Raw genomic sequence first — 21,155 nt, forward strand, 5'->3', positions numbered from 1 at the left:
GCACGGACGAGTCGTCAGCTACCGTGCCCGAAGGGCAGGAAGTCCGGGACGTCCGTGCCGAGACCCTGCTCCTGAGCCCGGTGGCGGACCAGGTCGGCGACGGCGAGGTCCAGCACGCCCAGGCCGAACGGCGAGAAGACCGTGAGGGCCTCGGGGTCGCGCTCGCGCCGGGCGCCGGTGAGGAGGGCGCCGATCGAGTCGGCGATGAAGTCGCGGTGACCGGCCTGCTGCTCGGCCAGATGCAGCGAGGTGGACTCGCGGCAGACGTGGTCGTCGTCGTCGACGATGTTGACGCTGGACAGGATGGTCTCCGGAGCGAGGTCGCGCAGGGACAGGTGCAGCAGCAGCGTCCCGGGCGGGCAGGGGGACGGGTCCAGGTGAGGGGTGGCGGCGGTGGTGGCGACCGAGATCAGCCGGTGGGCCGCCAGAGCGTCCCCGATCCGCTCGGTGACGGTGGTCCGCAGCCCGGGCAGCAGGGCCGCGCAGCGCTCGGCGAAGTCCCTTGCGCGGGCCGGATCGAGGTCGAAGAGGGTGACTTCGGCCAGCTCGGGCAGCAGGGCGCGCAGGAAGGTCAGCACCTCGAAGTTGATCACTCCGCAGCCGATCAGCGTGACGCCGGTCTGCGGCTCCCGCGGGGCGAGGGTCGCGGCGGCGAGCGCCGCACTCGCCGCGGTGCGCCGCGCGGAGATCACCGAGCCCTCCAGCAGCACCTCCGGGTGGCCGGTGCGCATCGAGTTGAGGACGATCACCGCCGAGGCGCGCTCCAGCCCGGCGTCCAGATTGCCGGGGAAGGAGGAGATCCACTTGACGCCGGCGACCGGTTCCCGCGCCCCGGAACCGCCCGGGTTCCCGAGGTAGGCCGGCAGGGCGATGATGCGGTTGCGCGCCTCCTCGGGGAACCGGAGGAAGAGCGAGTGCGGGAGCACGGTCCGGCCGGCCGCGTGCAGCCGGTACGCCCGGCTCACCGCCTCGACCACCTGCTGCTCGGCACCGTCCAGGACCTGACGGACCTGTCCGGCCGTCAGGATCAGCATGTCGCCGCCTCGGCCACTGGAACGTGCTCCTTCCACAGGTGGGCGACGTCGCCGAAGTGCGACGCGACCCAGTCGTCGTCATAGATCGTGTCGAGGTAACGCTCGCCCCGGTCCGGGAGGATCACCACGCAGGCCGCGCCCGCCGGGATCCGGCCGCCCACCCGCCGGACCGCGGCGAGCACCGCGCCCGCCGAGCCACCGGCCAGGATCGCCTCGCGGTGCGCCAGCCGACGGCAGTTGACCACGCAGTCGAGATCGCTGACGTGCACCACCTCGTCGGCGAGACCGTCCTGGTGGAGCGCCGGGCGGACGGCCGCGCCGTGGCCGGGGATCAGCCGGGGCGCGGGCTCGCGTCCGAAGATGACGCTGCCCTCGGCGTCGACGGCCACGATGGCCACCGGGAGCCGCTGTTCCCGCGCGTACTCGGCGCAGCCGCGCAGCGTCCCGCACGAACTCGTCGCGCAGAACAGGTAGTCCGGGCCGCCGGGCACGGCCTCGCAGATCTCCCGCATCGTCGCGTGGTGCGAGCGCGGGTTGAGGGGGTTCGCATACTGGTCCGGGCAGTAGGCGTCCTCGGTGCCGGCGAGGATCTCGCGCACCCGGCGGAGCCGCACCGGCAGGTACTCGCCGCTGACCGGGTCGATCGTGGTGACCACCTCGACCTCGGCGCCCAGCGCCCGCATGACGGCGATGTTCTGGCGGTTGGCGCGCGGGTCCACCACACAGACGAAGCGGACCCCGAAGTACCGGCACGCCTGGGCGAGTCCGATGCCCAGGTTGCCCGAGCTGGACTCGACCACGACCGACCGGCCGGGGATCACCCGGCCCTCGCTGATGGCCCCGCGCAGCAGCTCCAGCGCCGAGCGGTCCTTGATCGAGCCGCCGGGGTTGTGCGCCTCCAGCTTGGCGTACAGGCGGAAGCGGGCGGCCGGGTCGAACCTGGTCAGCTCGACCAGCGGCGTCCGGCCCACGGTCTGCAGCACGCCGACGGGCACGGTGTCAGACGGTCGCACGGGTCCCGCCGGTGGCGGCGCCGTCCATCCGGATGCGCAGGCTCAGCGGCCGCATGTCGGTCCACACGGTCCCGATGTGCGCCAGGCACTCCGCCCGGCTGCCCCGCGTGCCCTCCGGCCGCCAGCCGAGCGGCAGTTCACGGTCGGCGAGCCAGATCGAGTACTGCTCCTCGTCGTTGAGCACGACCAGGTAGCTACGGGTGTCGGCGGCTTCCTCGGTCATCAGGCCCTCCAGCCCTCGGGGATTCGACACTGCGACGGGGCGAGCCTGCCGGGCGCCCGGGATCGGCGACAAGAGACAAACCGGCAGCAGGGACGGCACCGCACCCTGCCGCTGTGTCCCTGGTGCCGGGCTCGGGCCCGCCAGCAGGCTTCGCTGGGGCGCGGTGCGCGTCCGTGAGGACCCGTGGAGGTGGCCGGTGGGGATCGACGACAGCCGTGACGGTGCGGACAACCAGGCCAGGGCGCCCCGCGGCGCGTCGTTCGGGCAGCAACGGATCTGGTTCCTCGACCAGTTGCGGCCGGGCACGCCCGACTACCTGCTCCCGCTGGCGCTGCGGATCCGGGGCGGTCTGGAGACGGACGCGCTGCGCGGTGCGCTCACCGCCGTCGTCGAGCGGCACGAGGTACTGCGCACCAGTTACCGGCAGGACGCCGGCCGGCTGCTGCAGTACGTCGCTCCGGAAGCCGAAGTCCTCTTCCGGGAGCTGGACTTCACCGACCTGCCGGCCTCCGCACGGGAGGCCCGGCTGGCCCGGCTGATCGAGGACGAACTGCGGCTCCCCATCGACCTGGCCCGGCAGCCCCCGCTGCGGGCCGTGCTGGCCCGGGTGGGCCCCGCCGACCACCTGCTGATCGTGGTGGTCCACCACATCGCCTTCGACGGCATGTCCTGGCACCTTCTCGGCGCCGAACTGGCGGCCGGCTACCGGGAGCGCACCGGCGGCGCGCCGGCCGCCCTCGCGCCGCTCGCCCTCCAGTACGCCGACTTCGCCGACTGGCAGGCCGAGAGACTCACCGGCCCACGGCTGGCCGCCGGGCTGGACCACTGGCGCACCGCGCTCGCCGACCTGACGCCGCTTCAGCTGCCGACGGACCGCCCCCGCCCGGCCGTCTGGGACGGTGCGGGCGACGCCGTCCGCTTCGAGCTGCCGGCCGAGCTGATGGCACGGGTCGACCTCCTCGCCCGCCGTAGCCGGGCGACCCGGTTCATGGTGCTGCTCGCCGCGTTCCAGGCGGTGCTCGCCCGGTTCAGCGGGCAGCGGGACATCGCGGTCGGCACGCCGGTGAGCGGCCGCGGCCTGCCCGATGCGGAGCGGCTGATCGGCCTGTTCGTCAACACCGTGGTGGTGCGCGGCGACCTGAGCGGCGAACCCTCCTTCCGGACCCTGCTCGGCCGGGTCGCCGCGAACACGCTGGCCGCCCTCAGCCACGCCGGCACACCGTTCGAACTGGTGGTTGACGAGCTGGCTCCGGAGCGTGACCTTGCCCGCAACCCGCTCTTCCAGGTGTCCTTCTCGCTGCGCACCGCTCCGCCCGAGCCGATCGCGCTGCCCGGCCTCGACTGCGAGCTGGTGCGCACACCGCTGACCGGCTCGCCGTTCGACCTGGTGCTCGACACCGACGTACTGCCCGACGGGCGGCTCAACGCCCGGCTGCAGTACGCCACCGCGCTGTTCGACCGGACGACCGCGCGGCGCCTGGCCGACGCCTTCCGGGTGCTGCTCGACGCCGTGCTGGCCGATCCGGACCGCCCGCTGCACCGCGTCGGCCTGCTGACCGATCAGGACCGGCTCGCCGTGATCGAGAAGTTCAACGAGACCGCCGTGCCGCTGCCCGAGCGCTGCCTGCACGAGCTGTTCGCCGAGCAGGCCGGGCGCACCCCGCGCGCGGTCGCGCTGCGCTGGCCCGGCGGTCAACTGTCGTACCGTCAGCTCGATCGCCGGGCGAACCTGCTGGCACACCGGCTGCGGGCGCACGGGGCGGGACCGGAGAGCCTGGTGGGCGTCTGCCTGCGCCGGGGGCCGGAGCTGGTGGTGGCGCTGCTCGCGGTGCTCAAGGCCGGTGCCGGCTATCTGCCGCTGGCGCCCGACCATCCGCCGCTGCGGCGATCCCTCCTGCTCGACCGGGCCGGTGCCGAACTGCTGGTCACGGACGAAGAGTCGGCACAGGGCTGGACCGGGACAGCGCTGGCCGTCGGGGACGGGGAGCGGGAGGACGCGCCCGAGAGCGGCGCAGGGCCGGACAACCTCGCGTACCTGATCTACACGTCGGGCTCCACCGGCGAGCCCAAGGGCGTCATGGTGACCCACCGCAACGTGGTCAACTACGTACGCTGGTCCGCCCGGACCTACCTCGGCGGGGGCGCCGGCACCGCGCTGTACTCCTCGGTCGCCTTCGACCTGCCGGTCACCTCGCTCTTCCCCGCGCTGCTCACCGGCGCCGCCGTCACCCTCACCCCGGACGACGGCACGCCCGGCCTCGACGGCCTGGTCCGGTTGCTGAGCCGGGACTCCTTCGACCTGCTGAAGCTCACCCCCACCCACCTCGGGCCGCTCGGCCGGGAACTGCCCGGGGCGGCGCTGCGCACCGCGGCACCCCACCTGGTGCTCGGCGGCGAGCAGCTCACCGGCGCGATGCTGGAGCCGTGGCGGCGCCATGCCCCGGACACCGTGGCGTTCAACGAGTACGGTCCGACCGAGACCACGGTCGGCTGCGCCACCCTCGCCCTCCCGGTGCGCGAGCTCGACCAGGGCCCGATGGGCATCGGCGTGCCGATCGACAACACCACCCTGTACGTGCTGGACCCCGAGCTCGCACCGGTGCTGCCGGGCGCCGTCGGCGAGCTGTACATCGGTGGCGTCCAGGTGGCCCGAGGTTACCGGGGACGCGGCGACCTCACCGCCGAGCGCTTCGTCCCCGACCCGTACGCCAAGGTCCCCGGCGCCCGGCTCTACCGCAGCGGCGACCTGGTCCGGCACCGCTCCGACGGACTGCTGGAATTCATCAGCCGCGTCGACACCCAGATCAAGGTCGCCGGGTTCCGGGTCGAGCCGGCCGAGGTGGAGGCCGCGCTGACCGGGCACCCCGAGGTGCTGGAGGCCGCGGTGGGCACCCACGGCACGGGAGAGGCGGCCCGGTTGGTCGCCTACCTGGTGCCGGCCGGCGAGCGTGCACCGCGGGCCGCCGACCTCCGCGCCCACCTGGAGCGGCTGCTCCCCGCCTACCTGGTACCCGCGCTGTACGTGGTGCTGCCCGGGCTGCCCCGCACGGCAAGCGGCAAGGTCGACCGCAAGGCGCTGCCCGACCCGTCCGGCGCCCGGCCGGCCCCGGCCGGGGACCGGGTCGCGCCGCGCACCCCGCTGGAGCAGGCGGTCGCCGCCGTCTGGTGCGAACTGCTCGGCCTGGAAGAGGTCGGCGTGCACGACGACTTCTTCGTCCTCGGCGGCAACTCCCTGCTGGCCACCCGGCTGGCCTTCCGGCTCCGGCAGGTGGTCTCGGCCGAGGTGCCGCTGGCGGAGGTGTTCGCGGCCGGCACCGTCGCCCGGCTCGCCGAGGTACTGGCCGCCGGCGTCGACCGGGGGGCACCGATCACCGCGGCGGGCTCGGACGGACCGCTGCCGGTCTCCTTCGCCCAGCAGCGCCTGTGGTTCCTCGACCGTCTCGCCCCCGGTGCCACCGACTACCTGGTGCCGATCGCGCTGCGGCTGCGCGGCCCGCTGGACCGGACGGCGCTGACCACCGCGCTGGCCGCCCTGACCGAGCGCCACGCGGTGCTGCGCACCCGGTACGAGGAACGCGACGGCGAACCGGTCCAGCTCGTCGACCCCGGTGCCCGCATCCCCCTGACCGAGCGGGAGACGACCGAGGAGGAGGCGCTGCGGCTGATCCGCGCCGACCTGGACGTCCCGTTCGACCTGGCGGCCGGCGCCCCCATCCGCGGAATGCTGCTGCGCATCGGAGCGGACGACCACGTGCTGGCGCTGACGCTGCACCACATCGCCTCCGACGGCTGGTCCGTCGAGGTGCTGGCCGACGAACTGGCGCGCCACTACGCCGGCGAGACCGTGGAGCCGCTGCCCGTCCAGTACGCGGACTTCGCCCGCTGGCAGCGCGAGCACGCCGCCACCGAGGAGTCCGCCGCCCGGCTCGGGCACTGGCGGGAACGGCTGGCCGGACTGGCCCCGCTCGACCTGCCCACCGACCGCCGCCGCCCGCGCCTGCGGGATCCGCGCGGTGACCGGCTCGCCGTCGAACTGCCCGCCGAACTCGCCGCGTCCATCGACGAGTTGGCCCGCCGCCACGCCGCCACCCCGTTCATGGTGCTGCTCGCCGGCTGCTACGCGCTGCTCGGCCGGTGGAGCGGCCAGCAGGACATCGCGGTCGGCACCGCGGTCTCCGGCCGCACCCGCTCCGAAACGGCACCGTTGATAGGTTTCTTCGCCAACACCCTGGTGCTGCGCGGCGACCTGAGCGGGCGCCCCACCTTCACCGAACTGCTCGCCCGGGTCCGTGAATCGGCGCTCGACGCCTACGCCCACGCAGACGTGCCGTTCGAACGCGTCGTCGAGGAGCTGGCGCCCGAGCGCGACCTGTCCCGCAACCCGCTCTTCCAGGTCATGTTCGAACTGCGCCCGCCCAAGGGCGAGGCGTTCACCCTGCCCGGGCTCCGGGTCGAACAGCTCGCCGTCTCCTGGCCGGCCGCCAAGTTCGACCTGACGGTCTCGGTGCAGCCGCAGGCCGACGGCACCCTGCGCTGCGGCTTCGAGTACGCCACCGCACTGTTCGACCGCGACACCGTGCGAGGAATGGCCGAGCACTACCAACGCCTGCTCGCCGCGGTGGTCGACGCACCTGACCTGCCGCTCGACCGGATCGACGCGCTGGACGCCGCCGAACGGAAGGCGCTGACGCACGGCCGGCGCGACACCGCCGTCGAGCCGCCCGTCCGCTGCCTGCCCGAGCTGTTCTCCGAGCAGGCCGCCCGCACCCCCGACGCGCCCGCCGTCGTCTTCGGCGAGTCCACCCTGAGCTACGCCGAACTCGACGCCCGGGTGACCCGGTTGGCGCACCGCCTGCGCGCCGTCGGGGTACGCGCGGAGACCCCGGTCGCGGTCTGCCTGCGCCGGGAGGCCGACCTGGTCACCGCCCTGCTCGGGGTGCTCCGGGCCGGTGGCACCTATGTGCCGGTCGACCCCGCCCACCCGGCGCGGCGCCGCGCCCGCATACTCGCCGACAGCGGCGCCACCGTGCTGATCGGCCAGTCCTGGATCCGCGGGGAACTGCCCGAGGGCGCGGCCCGGCTGGTGCTCCTCGACGAGGCCCCGGAGCCGGCCGGACCGGGACCTGTCGACCGGCGGCCGGACGCCGGACTGCCGCCGCTCGACCCCGCCGGCGCCGCCTATCTGATGTACACCTCGGGATCGACCGGTCGGCCCAAGGGCGTAGTGATCAGCCATGAGGCCATTCGCAACCGGGTGATGTGGACGGTGCGCGAGCACGGCCTCGGCCAGGGGGACCGGGTGCTGCAGAAGACCACGGTCGGCTTCGACGCCTCCGTCTGGGAGTTCCTGGCACCGCTGGTCTGCGGCGGAACGGTGGTGGTGGCCGCCGACGGCGTGCCGCGCGACCCGGCCGCCATGGTGCGGGCGGTGGCCGAGCACCGGATCACCGTGCTGCAAGTCGTGCCGTCCGTGCTGCGGGCGCTGGTCCAGCAGCCCGGGCTGCGTGACTGCGTGACGTTGCGCTTGGTGTTCTGCGCCGGTGAGCCGCTGCCCGTGGAACTCTGCGACCGGCTGCTCGCCCTGCTGCCGGTGACCCTGGTCAACACCTACGGCCCCACCGAGTGCGCCATCGACGTGACCTCATGGCGCTACGACGGCCGGGAGGCCGGCGAGATCGTCACCATCGGGCAGCCGATCGACAACACCCGGATCCTGGTGCTCGACCCGGACGGCGGCCTGGTCCCGGCCGGCGCCCCCGGTGAACTCTGCGTGGCCGGCACCGGCCTGGCCCGCGGCTACCTCGGCCGTGGCGACCTGACCGCCGAGCGTTTCGTCCCCAACCCGCACCCGGCCGTCCCGGGCGAGCGGCTCTACCGCACCGGGGACCGGGTCAGGCGCCGCGCGGACGGCACGCTGGAGTACCTCGGACGGCTCGACCGGCAGGTCAAGCTGCGCGGCATCCGGATCGAGCCCAGCGAGATCGAGGCCGTGCTCTGCGAGCACCCCTCGGTCGCCGCGGCGGCCGTCGGCGTCTACGGTGACCAGCAACTGGTCGGCCACATCGTCCCCGTGGAGGGCGCCGAACCCGACCCGGTCGTGCTGCGGGCCCACCTGGCGGCCCGGCTGCCGGACGCCATGGTGCCGACCGTGTTGCGGGTCCTTGCCGCACTGCCGCTCACCGCCAGCGGCAAGCTGGACTCGGAGGCGCTGCCCGGACTGGACGGGCTGGCCGCGGTGGGGGAGTACGTCGCGCCGCGCGACCCCGTCGAGCAGACCGTCGCCGAGGTCTTCGCCGAACTGCTGGGCCGTGAGCGCGTCGGCGCGCTCGACGACTTCTTCGCCCTCGGGGGCCATTCGCTGCTGGCCACCCGGCTGGTCTTCCGGCTGCGGGCGGCCTTGGGCGTCGAGATCCCGGTCGCCGAGGTCTTCTCCCGCCGCACCGTCACCGCCCTGGCCGAACTGGCCACCGCCCCCGGCACCCGGCCCGCCGATCCGGCCGGGACGGTGCTGCCGGTGCCGCGCGGCGGCACGCTGTCGCTCTCCTCCGCCCAGCGCCGGATGTGGTTCCTCGACCAGCTGGAGCCCGGCAGCTCCGAGTACCTGGTGCCGCTGGTGCTGCGCCTGCGCGGCCCGCTGCACACCGCCGCGCTGGCCGGCGCACTGGACGACCTGGCGGCCCGCCACGAGGCACTGCGCACCCGCTACCCGGCGCCGGACGGCGAGCCGGTACAGGTGATCGACCCGGTGGTCACCCTCGGTACCGCACCGGTGGACCTCACCGGCCTGCCGGCGGACGAGGCCGCCACCAGGGCCGGGGAGCTGGTGCGGGCCGAGACCGCCCGGCCGTTCCGCCTCGACCGGGAACCGCCCGTGCGCTCCCTGCTGGTCAAGGTCGGGGAGCGGGAGCACCTGCTTGTCCTGACGGCTCATCACATAGCGGTCGACGGCTGGTCCGTGGACCTGCTGACCCGCGACCTCGGGCTGCTCTACCGGGCCCGGCTCACCGGCGGCGGCCCGCCGCCCGCGCCACCGGTGCAGTACGCCGACTTCGCGGCCTGGCAGGACCACTGGTCCCAGGGCGAGCAGCCGGAGGTCCAACTCGCGCACTGGCGGGAGCGGCTCGACGGACTCACCCCGCTGGAGCTGCCCACCGACCGGCCCCGCCCGGCCGTCCGCGACCCGCGCGGCGATCTGCTCGCCCTCGCGATTCCCGACGAGCTCGCCGAGGCCGTGGCGGACCTGGCCCGCGGTCAGGCGGTCACCCCGTTCGTGGTGCTGCTCGCCGCCTTCGACGTGCTGCTCGGCCGCTACACCCGGCAGACGGACATCTGCGTCGGCACCCCGACCGCCGGCCGGACCCGGCCCGAAGTGGAAGAAGTGATCGGCTCGTTCGTCAACACCGTCGTGCTGCGCGCCGACCTCGGCGGCGACCCGAGCTTCGCGGCGCTGCTGCGCCTGGTCCACCAGGACGTGGTAGCCGCCTACAGCCACCAGGACCTGCCCTTCGAGCGCCTGGTCGACGAACTCCAGCCGGAACGTGACCTGTCGCGCAACCCGCTCTTCCAGGTGATGTTCGAGCTCCAGCACGTGCAGAGCGCCCCACTGCGGCTGGACGGCCTGACCGTCGAGCGGGTCCCCTCGCCCTGGCGGACCGCGAAGTTCGACCTCACCCTCTCCCTCGGCCGCCGCGCCGACGGCCGCCTGCACGGGCTGTTCGAGTACGCCACGGCGCTGTTCGACCGCACCACGGTCGAGCGGATGGCCGGGCACTACCTGACCCTGTTGCGCGCGGCCACCGCGCGGCCCGAGACACCGCTCAGCCGCCTGGCGATCCTCACCGGGGACGAGCGGGAGCAGCTGACGCGCGGCTGGAACCCGGCCACCGCCGAGCCGCCGGCGGCCTGCGTGCCGGCCCTGTTCGAGCGGCGCGCCGCCGAGGTCCCCGACGCGGTCGCCGTCTCGTTCGGACCGGTCTCGCTCGGCTACGCCGAACTCAACGCCCGCGCCAACCGGCTCGCCCACCACCTGCGCGACCTGGGCATCGGTCCGGAACGCCCGGTCGCCGTCTGCATGGAGCGCGGGATCGAGGCCGTGGTGGCGCTGCTCGCGGTGCTCAAGGCGGGCGGGGCCTACGTACCGATCGACGCCGAACACCCGCCCCAGCGGCTGGCGTTCATGCTGGACGAGCTGGACGCCGGGGCCGTGCTGAGCACCGCCCGGTTCGCCGAGCGGCTCTCCGCCGTCGCCCGCGGCCCGCTGGTGCTGGTCGACGCGGAGGCGGGCCGGATCACCGAGCGCCCGGACCACAACCCCCCGCCGCGTGCCACGCCGGACCAACTGGCGTACATGATCTACACCTCGGGCTCCACCGGGCAGCCCAAGGGCGTGCTGATCCAGCACGGCTCCTACGCCCACCACTGCCAGGTGATCGCCGACGCCTACGGCATCGACCCGGGCGACCGGGTGGTGCTGCTGTCGGCGCTCACCTTCGACGTGGCGATGGACCAGATCGCCGCCACCCTGTTGGCCGGCGCGACCGTCGTCGTGGCCGACCCGCTGTTCTGGAGCCCCGCCGAACTCCCCGCACGGGTCGCCGAGAACGACATCACCGTGATGGAGATCACCCCCGCCTACTACCGCGAGGTGATGCAGCACGTCCGGCCCGGCGACGAACGGCTGCGCGGCCTGAAGCTGATGAACGTCGGCAGCGACGTGGTCACCGTGGACGACGCCCTGGCCTGGGCCGCCACCGGCCTGCCCGGCCGGTTCCTGTGCAACTACGGCCCCACCGAGGCGACCGTCACCTGTGTTCTGCACCCCGTGCCGGCGGCCCCGGCCGGCCGTGGGGAGGCCGCGCTGCCGATCGGCCGTCCCGTCCCGGGCACCCGGGCCTATGTGCTGGACGGCTCGGGTGAACCCGTACCGGTCGGGGTGCCCGGCGAACTCCACCTCGGCGGCACCCGGCTGGCCCGCGGCTACCACCGCCGCCCCGGGCTCACCGCGGAGAAGTTCGTTCCCGACCCGTTCGGCGACGTGCCGGGCGGCCGGCTGTACCGGACCGGCGACCTGGTGCGCCATCTCGCCGACGGCACCATCGAGTTCCTCGGCCGGATCGACCAGCAGGTCAAGCTGCGCGGTTTCCGGATCGAGCTGGGGGAGATCGAGGCGGTGCTGGCACAGCACCCCGGGCTGCGCCAGGTCGCCGTCGTCGCCCGCGACGTCCGTCCGGGCGACCGCCGGCTGGTCGCCTACCTGATCCCGCGCGGCGACGGCGGCCCGGACGTCGCCGAGCTGCGCGAGTGGGCGGGCCGGCGGCTGCCCTCGTACATGGTGCCCTCGCTCTGGACGACCCTGCCCGAACTGCCGCTGACGCCCAGCAAGAAGGTGGACCGCAAGGCCCTCCCGGAGCCCGCCACCACCAGCGAGCTGCTGGAACGTCACTACCAGGCGCCGCGCGACCCGACCGAGGAGATCGTGGCCGAGGTGTGGGCGGAGATCCTCGGCATCGAGCGGATCGGCGTCGACGAGGACGTCTTCGTCCTCGGCGCCCACTCGCTGCTGGCCACCCGGGTGCTCGCCCGGCTGATCGCCGTCTTCGACGTGGAACTGCCGCTGCGCCGCCTCTTCGAGGCCACCACGGTGGCCGCCCTGAGCCAGGTCGTGCGGGAGGCGCTGGAGGCGCAGATCGCCGAGCTGACGGACCAGGAGGTCGCCGCCCTGCTGGCGGAGGAGGGCGAAGGCCGCTGAACTCCGGGCCCGGCACGTCCGCCCGCCACCCCCTCGGGGGCGGCGGGCGGACGTTCGCGCGCTCCCGTCCTCACCCACGGCCGGGCGGGCGTCCTGGGCGGAGGGGCCGCGTCACGAGACGGGCGACGGCGGAACGCGGCGCACGGCAGTGAACCGTGCGCCGCGCGGAGGGCGGGTCGCGTGCGCGGGCCGTCAGGCGGCCGGCGTCGGCTCCGCCTCGTCGGCGGCCGCCGCTGCGCCCGCCAGTGCGGGAGCGGAGCGCACCGAAGGGCTGAGGGTGGCGGTCACGGCCAGCAGGACCATCCACGCGGCGAGTACCCAGACGGTGGTGTCCGCGCCCAGCCCGGCCAGCAACCTGCCGCCGGCCAGGGAGCCGAGCGGGATGGCACCGAAGGCGACCAGACCGACCGCGCCGAGCACCCGGCCCTGGACGGCGTCGGGCGTGACGGCCAGCTGGTAGGCCGAGACGACCACGTTCCACACCGGGCCGACGAAACACATCAACGCGTACACCACGCCGATCAGGTAGGGGTCGCGGACCACCAGCAGCACCGGAGTGAGCAGGGCCCAGGCCCAGTTGGCGCCGATCACCACGGTCCGCATCGACAGCCGGCGCTCCACCGCGGGCGCGAGCAGCGAGCCGATCACCCCGCCCACCGCCGCCACCCCGAACATCACGCCGATCGCGGCGGACGAGCCGTGCCGACCGCGGGCCATCACGATGACCGTCAGGAAGAGCGCCTGGAACAGCAGGTTGCTCCCGGCGATCAGGAAGGTGGTCGTACGCAGGAACGGCTGACGCCACAACCAGCGCACCCCTTCGGTGAGTTCGCGGTGCAGCGGATCGGTGCGCGGGCGCCGCTCGGCCTGGAATTCCCGCCGGATCAGCAGCAGGCCGATCAGCGACCACAGATAGCTGGCGGCATCGAAGAGGAACGGCACCGCCCGGCCCAGGCCGAAGAGCACGCCGCCGAGCGGCTGGCCGAGCATCGCTGCGCCGCGCGCCCGCGCCTCGTTGCGGGACAGCGCGGCGGCGAGCTGGGAGGGGTGCACCACGTTGGGGACGGCCGCCGAGGCGGCGATCCGGAAGCACACCGTCAGCGTGCCCTCGGCGAACCCGACCGCGAGCACGTGCGGCAGCGAGAGCCGGTGCAGCAGCAGGGCCGCCGCCACGCTGCCGATGGCCAGGGCACGCAGCACGTCGCAGGTGATCATCGTCCGCCGCCGGTTCCAGCGGTCGACCAGCACTCCGGCCGGTAGCTGGAACAGCAGTTGAGGCAGCAGGGCGATGAAGCCGCTGAGCCCGGCGTCGGCCGGGGAGCCGGTCAGCGCGAGGATCAGCAGCGGGTAGGCCACGCTGGAGACGTTGGAGCCCAGCCCGGACACCGCCGCGGCCTGCCACAGCAGCACGAAGTCTCGGTTGCGCAGCAACGGCTTGACGTCTGGGGGGACTTCCTCGCGCACGGTGTGGGTCATGGCTCGATGCTGGGAGGCCCTCCGTGCGCGGCCCAGAGAAGGACCGGCAGTCACACGCGCAGTCCGCGGGCCACGAGTTCGCCGCGCTGACCCTGCCGTCGGCCCGTCCGCCGTCGGCAGGCTGCTGCCCGGCCGGTGGACCGTCGCCGGGCCGGACCCCGTCCCACGCACAGGAAGGCGAAGGATGAGCACGAGCCCGCGCTCCCGCACGGAGCTGCTGCAGCTGCGCCTGCGCGGCTTGACGAAGAAGCGGCAGGACGGGATCGTCCCCGTTGCCCGGGACGGCGCTCTCCCACTGTCGTTCGCGCAGCACCGGATGTGGGTGCTCGACCGGCTTCAGCCCGGCGGCACCGAGTACCTCGTGCCGCTGCTGCTGCGCCTGCCCGGCCCGGTCGACCCGGTGGCGCTGCGGCGGGCCCTGGACGCGCTGGTGGCCCGGCACGAGGTGCTGCGCACCCGCTATCCGGCGGTGGACGACGAGCCGGTGCTGGTGATCGACGAGCCGGGGCCGATCGCCCTGACCACGGTGGACCTGCGCGACGCGGACGGCCACGACAGCGGGCCCGGCGCCGTCAGCGGGGCCGGCGCGGCCCTCGCGCGGGCCGAGCGGCGGCTCGCCGAACTGGTGGCCGAGGACGGCAGCCGCCCCTTCGACCTGGCCGCCGAGCACCCGGTCCGGGCACTGCTCGTCAGACTCGGCGAGGACGCCCACGCGCTGCTGCTGACCCTCCACCACATCGCCTCCGACGGATGGTCCGAGGGCGTGCTGCTCGGCGAACTCGACCAGCTCTACCAGGCGTTCACCGCCGGGCGGCCCGTGCCCCTGGAACCGCCCGGCGTGCAGTACGCGGACTTCGCCGCCTGGCAGCGCGAGCACCTCTCCGGCGACCGCCTGGCGGCCCAGCTCGCCTACTGGCGCACCACCCTGGCCGGCCTCACCCCGCTGGAGCTGCCCACCGACCGGCCGCGCGGCCCCGTCCGGGACGCCGCGGGCGCCACCGCCTTCTTCACCGTCCCGGCCGAACTGGTCGAGCCGCTCGTTGAGTTGGGACGGGGCCAGGGCGCGACCCCGTTCATGGTGTTCCTGGCCGCCTTCCAACTGCTGCTCGGCCGTAGCTGCGGGCAGCGTGACGTGGTGGTAGGTACCCCGGTGGCGGGCCGGGACCGGGCCGAGACCCAGACCATGGTCGGCCTGTTCGCCAACACGGTGGCGCTGCGCACCGATCTGTCCGGTGCCCCGTCCTTCCTTGAACTCCTCGGCCGGGTCCGGGAGACCGCGCTCGGCGCGTTCACCCACCAGGAGACCCCGTTCGAACGACTGGTGGACGAGCTGGCGCCCGAACGCGACCCGTCCCGCAACCCGATCTTCCAGGTGGTCTTCCAACTGACCGCCCACACCCCGGCCGAACCGGGCGCGCTGCGCGCCGAGCAGCGGCCGGTGGACTGGCGCACCGCCAAGTTCGACCTCGGCCTGGCGCTCGGCACCACCGCCGAGGGCGCCCTCACCGGCCAACTGGAGTACGCGACCGCGCTGTTCGACGAGGCCACGATCCACCGGACGATCGCGCGCTATCTGCGGCTGCTGGCCGGCATCGTCGCCGACCCGGGCAAACCGATCGACCGGCTGGAACTGCTGCCGGACGCCGAACGGACCCTCCTCGCCTCCTGGAGCGGTGCCGGCCACGACTACGCCGCCGAGCGGACCCTGCCCGAGGTCTTCGAGTACTGGGCGGACCGTACCCCCGACGCGCCCGCCGCCACCTGCGACGGCGTCTCGCTCAGCTACGGCGAGCTGAACGCCCGGGCCAACCGCCTGGCCCACCGGCTGCGCGCGCTCGGCGCCGGTCCGGAGGAACTGGTCGGAGTGCGCTTCGAGCGCGGGCTCGACCTGGTGGTGGCGCTGCTGGGCGTACTCAAGTCCGGGGCGGGCTACCTCCCGCTGGACCCCGGCCAGCCGGCCGACCGGCTCGGCTTCATCCTGGCCGACGCCGGGGCGACGGCCCTGGTCACCGACCGGCGCACGGGCGAGGAGACCGTCCCCACCCTGCTGCTCGGCGAGGACGGCCGGCGGTGGCCCGACACCGACCCGGCCCCGCTCGGGACCTCCGGCAACACCGCGTACGTCATCTACACCTCCGGCTCCACCGGAACACCCAAGGGCGTGCCGGTCAGCCATGCCAACGTGCTGCGGCTGCTGGACTCCTGCCGACAGGACTTCGGCTTCGGCCCCGAGGACGTGTGGACGCTCTTCCACTCCTACGCCTTCGACTTCTCCGTCTGGGAGCTCTGGGGCGCGCTGCTGAACGGCGGCCGGGCCGTGGTGGTGCCGTTCGCCGTCTCCCGCTCGCCCCAGGACTTCCTCGACCTCCTGGTCACCGAGCGGGTCACCGTGCTCAACCAGACCCCCTCGGCGTTCCGCGGCCTCCAGGAGGCGGTGGCACTGGCCGACCTGCGGCCCGAGGCCCTCGCGGTGCGGACCGTGGTCTTCGGCGGCGAGGCGCTGGACGTCACCGAACTGGCGCCCTGGTTCGAGCGGTTCGGCGACCAGCGGCCGTCCCTGGTCAACATGTACGGCATCACCGAGACCACCGTGCACGTCACCTGCCGCCCGATCCGGGCCGGCGAGGAGACCGGCGCCCGGCGCAGCCCGATCGGCCGCCCGCTCGGCGACCTGCGGCTGTACCTGCTGGACGCCGACCTCAACCAGGTGCCGATCGGCGTCCCGGGCCAGCTCCACGTCTCCGGGCCCGGCCTGGCGCGCGGATACCTGGGCCGTCCGGGCCTGACCGCGGAGCGGTTCCTGCCCGACCCCTTCGCCACCGTGCCGGGGGCCAGGATGTACCGCACCGGCGACCTGGCCCGCTACGACGCCGACGGCGAACTGGAGTTCCTCGGCCGGGTCGACGAGCAGGTGAAGATCCGCGGCCACCGGATCGAGCCCGGCGAGATCGAGGCAGCCCTCGGCAGCCAGCCCGAGGTGGAGAGCAGTCTGGTGATCGCGCACCGCCGCCCGGGCGAGCGGGAGGCCCGGCTGGTCGCGTACGTGGCGCCACGGGCCGGCCACTCGGTCGAGGTGGCGGAGCTGCGGGCCCGGCTCGGCCGGAAGCTGCCCGGCTACATGGTGCCCGCCGTCTTCGTCCCGGTGGACGCCTTCCCGATGACGGCCAACGGCAAGATCGACCGCCGGGCGCTGCCCGCCCCGGAGGCGCACGGCGCCCGCGCGGCGGGAGCGTACGTCGACCCCCGGACCAGGACCGAGCAGATCGTCGCCGAGACCTGGGCCGAGGTGCTCGGCCTGCCGAAGGTCGGTGCGCTCGACAACTTCTTCGAGCTGGGCGGTGACTCGATCCGTGCGATCAAGGTGGTCGGCGCGCTGCGCCGGCGCGGGATCGACCTGACGGTGCAGAACCTCCTGGTGCACCAGAGCGTAGAGGGCCTGGCCGGGTTCGCCGGGACGGCATCCCCCGGCGGGCCGGAGAGCGTCGAGGAGGAGCGGGTGGCGCCGTTCGCGCTGCTGTCGCCCGCCGACCGCGCGGCCCTGCCGCCCGGCCTGGTGGACGCCTACCCGCTCGCGATGGTGCAGGCCGCGATGGTCTACCAGATGCTCGCCGACCGGGACGAGAACCCGTACCACAACATCACGCTCTTCCCGTTCATCGACGACGCGCCGTTCTCGCTGCCGGCGCTGCGCGAGGCGGCCGCGCAGCTCACCAGGCGCCACGAGATCCTGCGCACGGCATTCGACCTCACCGGGTTCTCCGAGCCGCTGCAGCTCGTACACGCCGAGGCCGTCGTCCAGGTCGGCTACGACGACCTGCGCGGACTGGACGAGGAGCGGGCGCGGGCGGAGCTGGAGCGGTTCACCGCCGAGACCCGCCGCACCCCCTTCGACATCGGCGAGGCGCCGATGCTGCGCTTCCACGTCCACCAGACCGCCGACGACCGCTGGACCTTCTCCTTCATCGAGTGCCACGCGATCCTCGACGGCTGGAGCCACCACTCGCTGATCGACGAGCTGATGGGCGACTACCGGGCGATCCGCGCCGGGCTGAGCCCGGCCGACCCGGCCGGGCACACCGTCCGGTTCGCCGACCACGTCGCGCTGGAGCGCCGCTCGCTCGCCTCCGCCGAGGACCGGGAGTTCTGGCGGGCGCGCGTCGCCGGCTTCGAGCGGGTGGCCCTGCCGTCCGCCTGGGCCGCCGATCCACGGGCCGGCGAGCGGCCGTTCCAGGTCACCGTGCCGTTCCGGGACCTGGAGCCGGGCCTGCGCCGACTGGCCGCCACCGCCGGGGTGCCGCTCAAGAGCGTGCTGTTCGCGGCCCACCTGAAGGCGATGGCCACGATCAGCGGCGGCCACCGCTTCCACAGCGGCCTGGTCTGCAACGGCCGCCTGGAGACCGACGGCGGCGAACTGGTCCGCGGCATGCACCTCAACACCCTGCCGCTCGGTGTCGAGCTGACCGGCGCCACCTGGTCCGAACTGGCCGGACAGGTCTTCACCGCCGAGGTCGAGGCATGGCCGCACCGCCGGTTCCCGCTGCCGGAGATGCAGCGCGCCTGGGGCGAGGGCACCCCGCTCGTCGACGTCGCCTTCACCTACCTGGACTTCCACGTCCTGGACAGCCGGCGGATCGACTCCGGCAAGGTGGTCGACGTCAGCCCCAACGAGTTCGCGCTGGACGTGTGGACCTTCCCCGGGGTGGTCTTCATCTCCGGCCGGCCCGAACGGATCAGCCGCGCGGGCGGGCTCCGGCTGGCCGCGCTGTACCGGCGGATCCTGGAGGCGATGGCCGCCGACCCGCTGGGCGACGCCCGGGGCAGCGTCCTGGCCGCCGAGGAGCGCGCCCGGCTGGCCGAGTTCGCCACCGGCCCCGCCGCGACCTACCCGGACGCCTGCCTGCACCAGCTGTTCGAGGCACAGGTGGAGCGCACCCCGCGGGCCACTGCGCTGCGCTGCGCCGACGGCAGCACCCTCGACTACGCCGGGCTCAACGCCCGCGCCAACCGGCTGGCCAGGCGCCTGGGCGAGCTGGGGGTCGGCCAGGAGTCCCGGGTCGCAGTGCTGCTGCGCCGCGGCCCGGAGCTGGTGGTCGCGCTGCTGGCGGTCCTCAAGGCGGGCGCCGCCTACCTGCCGCTCGACCCGGGCCACCCGGCGGCCCGGCTGACCGGACTGATCGCCGAGACCGGTGCCCGTGTGGTGGTCACCGAGACCGCCCTGGCCGGCCTGATCGCCGCCGGTCCCGCCGAGCCGCTGCCGGTCGACCGGGACCCGGGCATCGCCGGCCACGACCCGGGCAACCCCGGCATCGAGGTGACACCCGATTCGCTGGCCTACGTGATCTACACCTCGGGCTCGACCGGAACCCCGAAGGGCGTGATGATCGAGCACCGCAACCTGGTCAACTACGTGTCCTGGTGCCTGGACGGCTACCGGCCCCTGGGCGGCACCGGCGCTCCGCTGTACTCCTCGATGGCCTTCGACCTCCCGGTCACCTCGCTCTTCCCCGCGCTGCTCTCCGGCCAGCCGGTCACCCTGACCGAGGACGACGGCACACCGGGGATCGACGCCCTGGTGGCCGAACTCGAGCGCGGGGGGTTCGGCTTGCTGAAGCTGACCCCCTCCCACCTGGCGCTGCTGAACCAGACGCTGTCGCCGCAGGCACTGCGCCGCGCGGCCGGCCGTCTGATCGCCGGCGGTGAGGAACTCACCCGGGAGATGGTCTCGCGCTGGGCCGAGCACGCGCCGGACACCGTGGTGGACAACGAGTACGGCCCGACCGAGACCACCGTCGGCTGCTCCCGGCTCGAAGGCACCCCGGGCCGGCTGCCGGCCGGGGTGCTGCCGATCGGCCGTCCGTTCGCCAACACCACGATGCGGGTGCTGGACCGCGACCTGCGGTTGGTGCCGGTCGGTGTGGTCGGCGAACTGTACATCGGCGGGGCCCAGGTGGCCCGCGGGTACGTCGAGCGGCCGGAGCTGACCGCCGAACGCTTCGTGCCGGACCCGTACGCCGCGCGCCCCGGCGAGCGGCTCTACCGGTCCGGTGACCTGGCCCGCTACCGGGAGGACGGAGTGCTGGAGTTCGCCGGCCGGGTGGATCACCAGGTGAAGATCCGCGGCTACCGGATCGAGCCGGGCGAGGTGGAGGCCGCGCTGCGCCGCGAGGCCCGGGTGCGCGAGGCCGCGGTGCACGTGGTCGGCACCCCGGCGGGGGAGAAGGAACTGGCCGCCTACCTGGTGCCGACGGGCGAGGGCACCCTCGATCCGGAGGCGCTGCGTGACCGGCTGGCCCAGGTGCTGCCCGCCCACCTGGTGCCGTCCAGGTACCTGGTGCTCGACGAACTGCCGATGACCGCGAGCGGCAAGATCGACCTGGCGAGGCTGCCGAAGGACACCCGGCCGGCCTCCGGCCGCCCCTACCGCGCCCCGCGCACGGCCGTGGAGAACATCCTGGCCCGGACCTGGGCCGCGGTGCTCAAGCGCGAGCAGGTGGGGATCGACGACAGCTTCACCGAACTGGGCGGCCACTCGCTGACGGTGATGCAGGTGATCACCAGGCTCCGGGCCGAGTACGGCTACAAACTCACCTTCCAGGACTTCTACCGCCACCGGACGGTGGCCGAGCTGGCCGCCGTGGTGACCGACGCCAAGGCCGTGGAGGACACGGGCGACCCGGACGGTACGAGCGGCGCGCAGGCCAGGGCGGCGGATTCGATCGTCTGGCTGCGCCGCACCGGCAGCAGGCCGCCGCTGTTCTGCGTGCACCCCGGCAGCGCCCACTGGTTCGCCGAACTGGCCGACCACCTGGACCCGGACCAGCCGGTGGCCGCCTTCGAGTGGCCGGGCCTGACCCGTCCCTGCCCGGCGCCGGAGAGCGTCGAACAGGTCGCCGAACTGAACCTGGCCGAGTTGCGGCGGATCCTTCCCCATGGCCCGTACCAGCTGCTCGGCTGGTGCGGCGGCAGCCAGATCACCACCGAGATGGCGCGCCGCCTGCACGCGGCGGGCGAGGAAGTCACCTTCCTGCTGCTCGACCCCGCACTGGACACCTATGAGCGGGAGAACATGCACGAGTTCGTCCGGCGGTTCGAGCGGGTCGAGGCGGCGTTCGCCCGGCTCGCCGACGCCGCACGCTCCGGAGCGGGCCCGGAGCGGGTGGCCGAGCTGCGGCAGCGGGCCGGTGACCTGCTCAACGGGATCCTGGACGAGGGAGAGGTGGCCCCGCCGGAGCCGGGTGACGACTTCTGGCCGGCGCGGATCCGGGTCTGGCGGGAGCTGCTGCAGACCCGGCTGGCCTACCGCCACACGCCCTACGAGGGCCGGCTGCACCTGCTCGCGGGCGACGAGGTCGCGGCGGGCGAACACGAGGTCGCGGAAGGCGTCAGCTTCGAGGACTTCACCGCGCGCTGGCGGGAGCTGGCCCCCGGCGGGCTGACGGTCCACCGCGTGGGCGGCAACCACCTGGGCGTCCTGAGGACCCCTCATGTCGCCGAGGTCGCGACGGTACTGACCGGCCTGCTGGCCGGCGAGCAGCGGTGAGCATCCGGCCGGGGCGAGCGGCCGGGCCCGGCCGCCCCGGTGCCGGACCAGCCGGCCGGTGAGCGCACGGCCCACCCGCCGGGCCCGGCCGCGACCACGCACCACCGACGAAGGAAGCGAA

At 74.2% G+C, this 21,155-nt stretch carries 6 protein-coding genes; 2 read left to right on the top strand and 4 right to left on the bottom strand.

The annotated features are described in order from the left end of the window. Window positions 1-14 precede the first annotated feature (14 nt). The 3 genes from sbnB to HB370_RS40355 are packed head-to-tail and all read right to left on the bottom strand — an operon-like array spanning window position 15 to window position 2,270. Complete coding sequence (gene sbnB / locus HB370_RS40345) at window positions 15-1,034, bottom strand: 2,3-diaminopropionate biosynthesis protein SbnB (RefSeq protein WP_167513235.1); 1,020 nt, start codon at window positions 1,032-1,034, stop codon at window positions 15-17. Continuing rightward, complete coding sequence (sbnA, locus tag HB370_RS40350) at window positions 1,028-2,029, bottom strand: 2,3-diaminopropionate biosynthesis protein SbnA (protein WP_208974484.1); 1,002 nt, start codon at window positions 2,027-2,029, stop codon at window positions 1,028-1,030. Before sbnA ends, sbnB begins: the two co-directional genes overlap by 7 nt. A 4-nt stretch (window positions 2,030-2,033) precedes the next feature. Next, window positions 2,034-2,270 carry an MbtH family NRPS accessory protein gene (locus tag HB370_RS40355; RefSeq protein ID WP_167513236.1) on the bottom strand — a complete coding sequence of 79 codons (237 nt, stop codon included), beginning with the start codon at window positions 2,268-2,270 and terminating at the stop codon, window positions 2,034-2,036. 196 nt (window positions 2,271-2,466) lie between these two features. Between HB370_RS40355 and HB370_RS40360 the strand changes: the two genes are divergently transcribed. Continuing rightward, complete coding sequence (locus tag HB370_RS40360) at window positions 2,467-12,018, top strand: non-ribosomal peptide synthetase (protein WP_167513237.1); 9,552 nt, start codon at window positions 2,467-2,469, stop codon at window positions 12,016-12,018. 192 nt (window positions 12,019-12,210) lie between these two features. Here the strand turns inward: HB370_RS40360 and HB370_RS40365 are convergent, their stop codons facing one another. Beyond that, window positions 12,211-13,494, bottom strand: a complete 1,284-nt coding sequence (locus tag HB370_RS40365; protein WP_167513238.1) for an MFS transporter — start codon at window positions 13,492-13,494, stop codon at window positions 12,211-12,213. Window positions 13,495-13,678: 184 nt separating this feature from the next. On the opposite strand from HB370_RS40365, the gene HB370_RS40370 reads away from it, so the two are divergent. Continuing rightward, window positions 13,679-21,034 (top strand): non-ribosomal peptide synthetase, encoded by a 7,356-nt coding sequence (locus HB370_RS40370; protein ID WP_167513239.1) that lies wholly within the window; start codon window positions 13,679-13,681, stop codon window positions 21,032-21,034. Window positions 21,035-21,155: the final 121 nt, after the last annotated feature.

Origin of the sequence: Streptomyces sp. DSM 40868 (assembly GCF_011820545.1) — a bacterium.
Taxonomy (GTDB): Bacteria; Actinomycetota; Actinomycetes; order Streptomycetales; family Streptomycetaceae; genus Streptomyces; species Streptomyces eurythermus.

Bases quoted from the DNA above. Each gene is read 5' to 3' on its own strand.
- sbnB (WP_167513235.1), bottom strand. From the start codon at position 1,034: ATGCTGATCCTGACGGCCGGACAGGTCCGTCAGGTCCTGGACGGTGCC.
- HB370_RS40355 (WP_167513236.1), bottom strand. From the start codon at position 2,270: ATGACCGAGGAAGCCGCCGACACCCGTAGCTACCTGGTCGTGCTCAAC.
- HB370_RS40365 (WP_167513238.1), bottom strand. From the start codon at position 13,494: ATGACCCACACCGTGCGCGAGGAAGTCCCCCCAGACGTCAAGCCGTTG.
- HB370_RS40370 (WP_167513239.1), top strand. From the start codon at position 13,679: ATGAGCACGAGCCCGCGCTCCCGCACGGAGCTGCTGCAGCTGCGCCTG.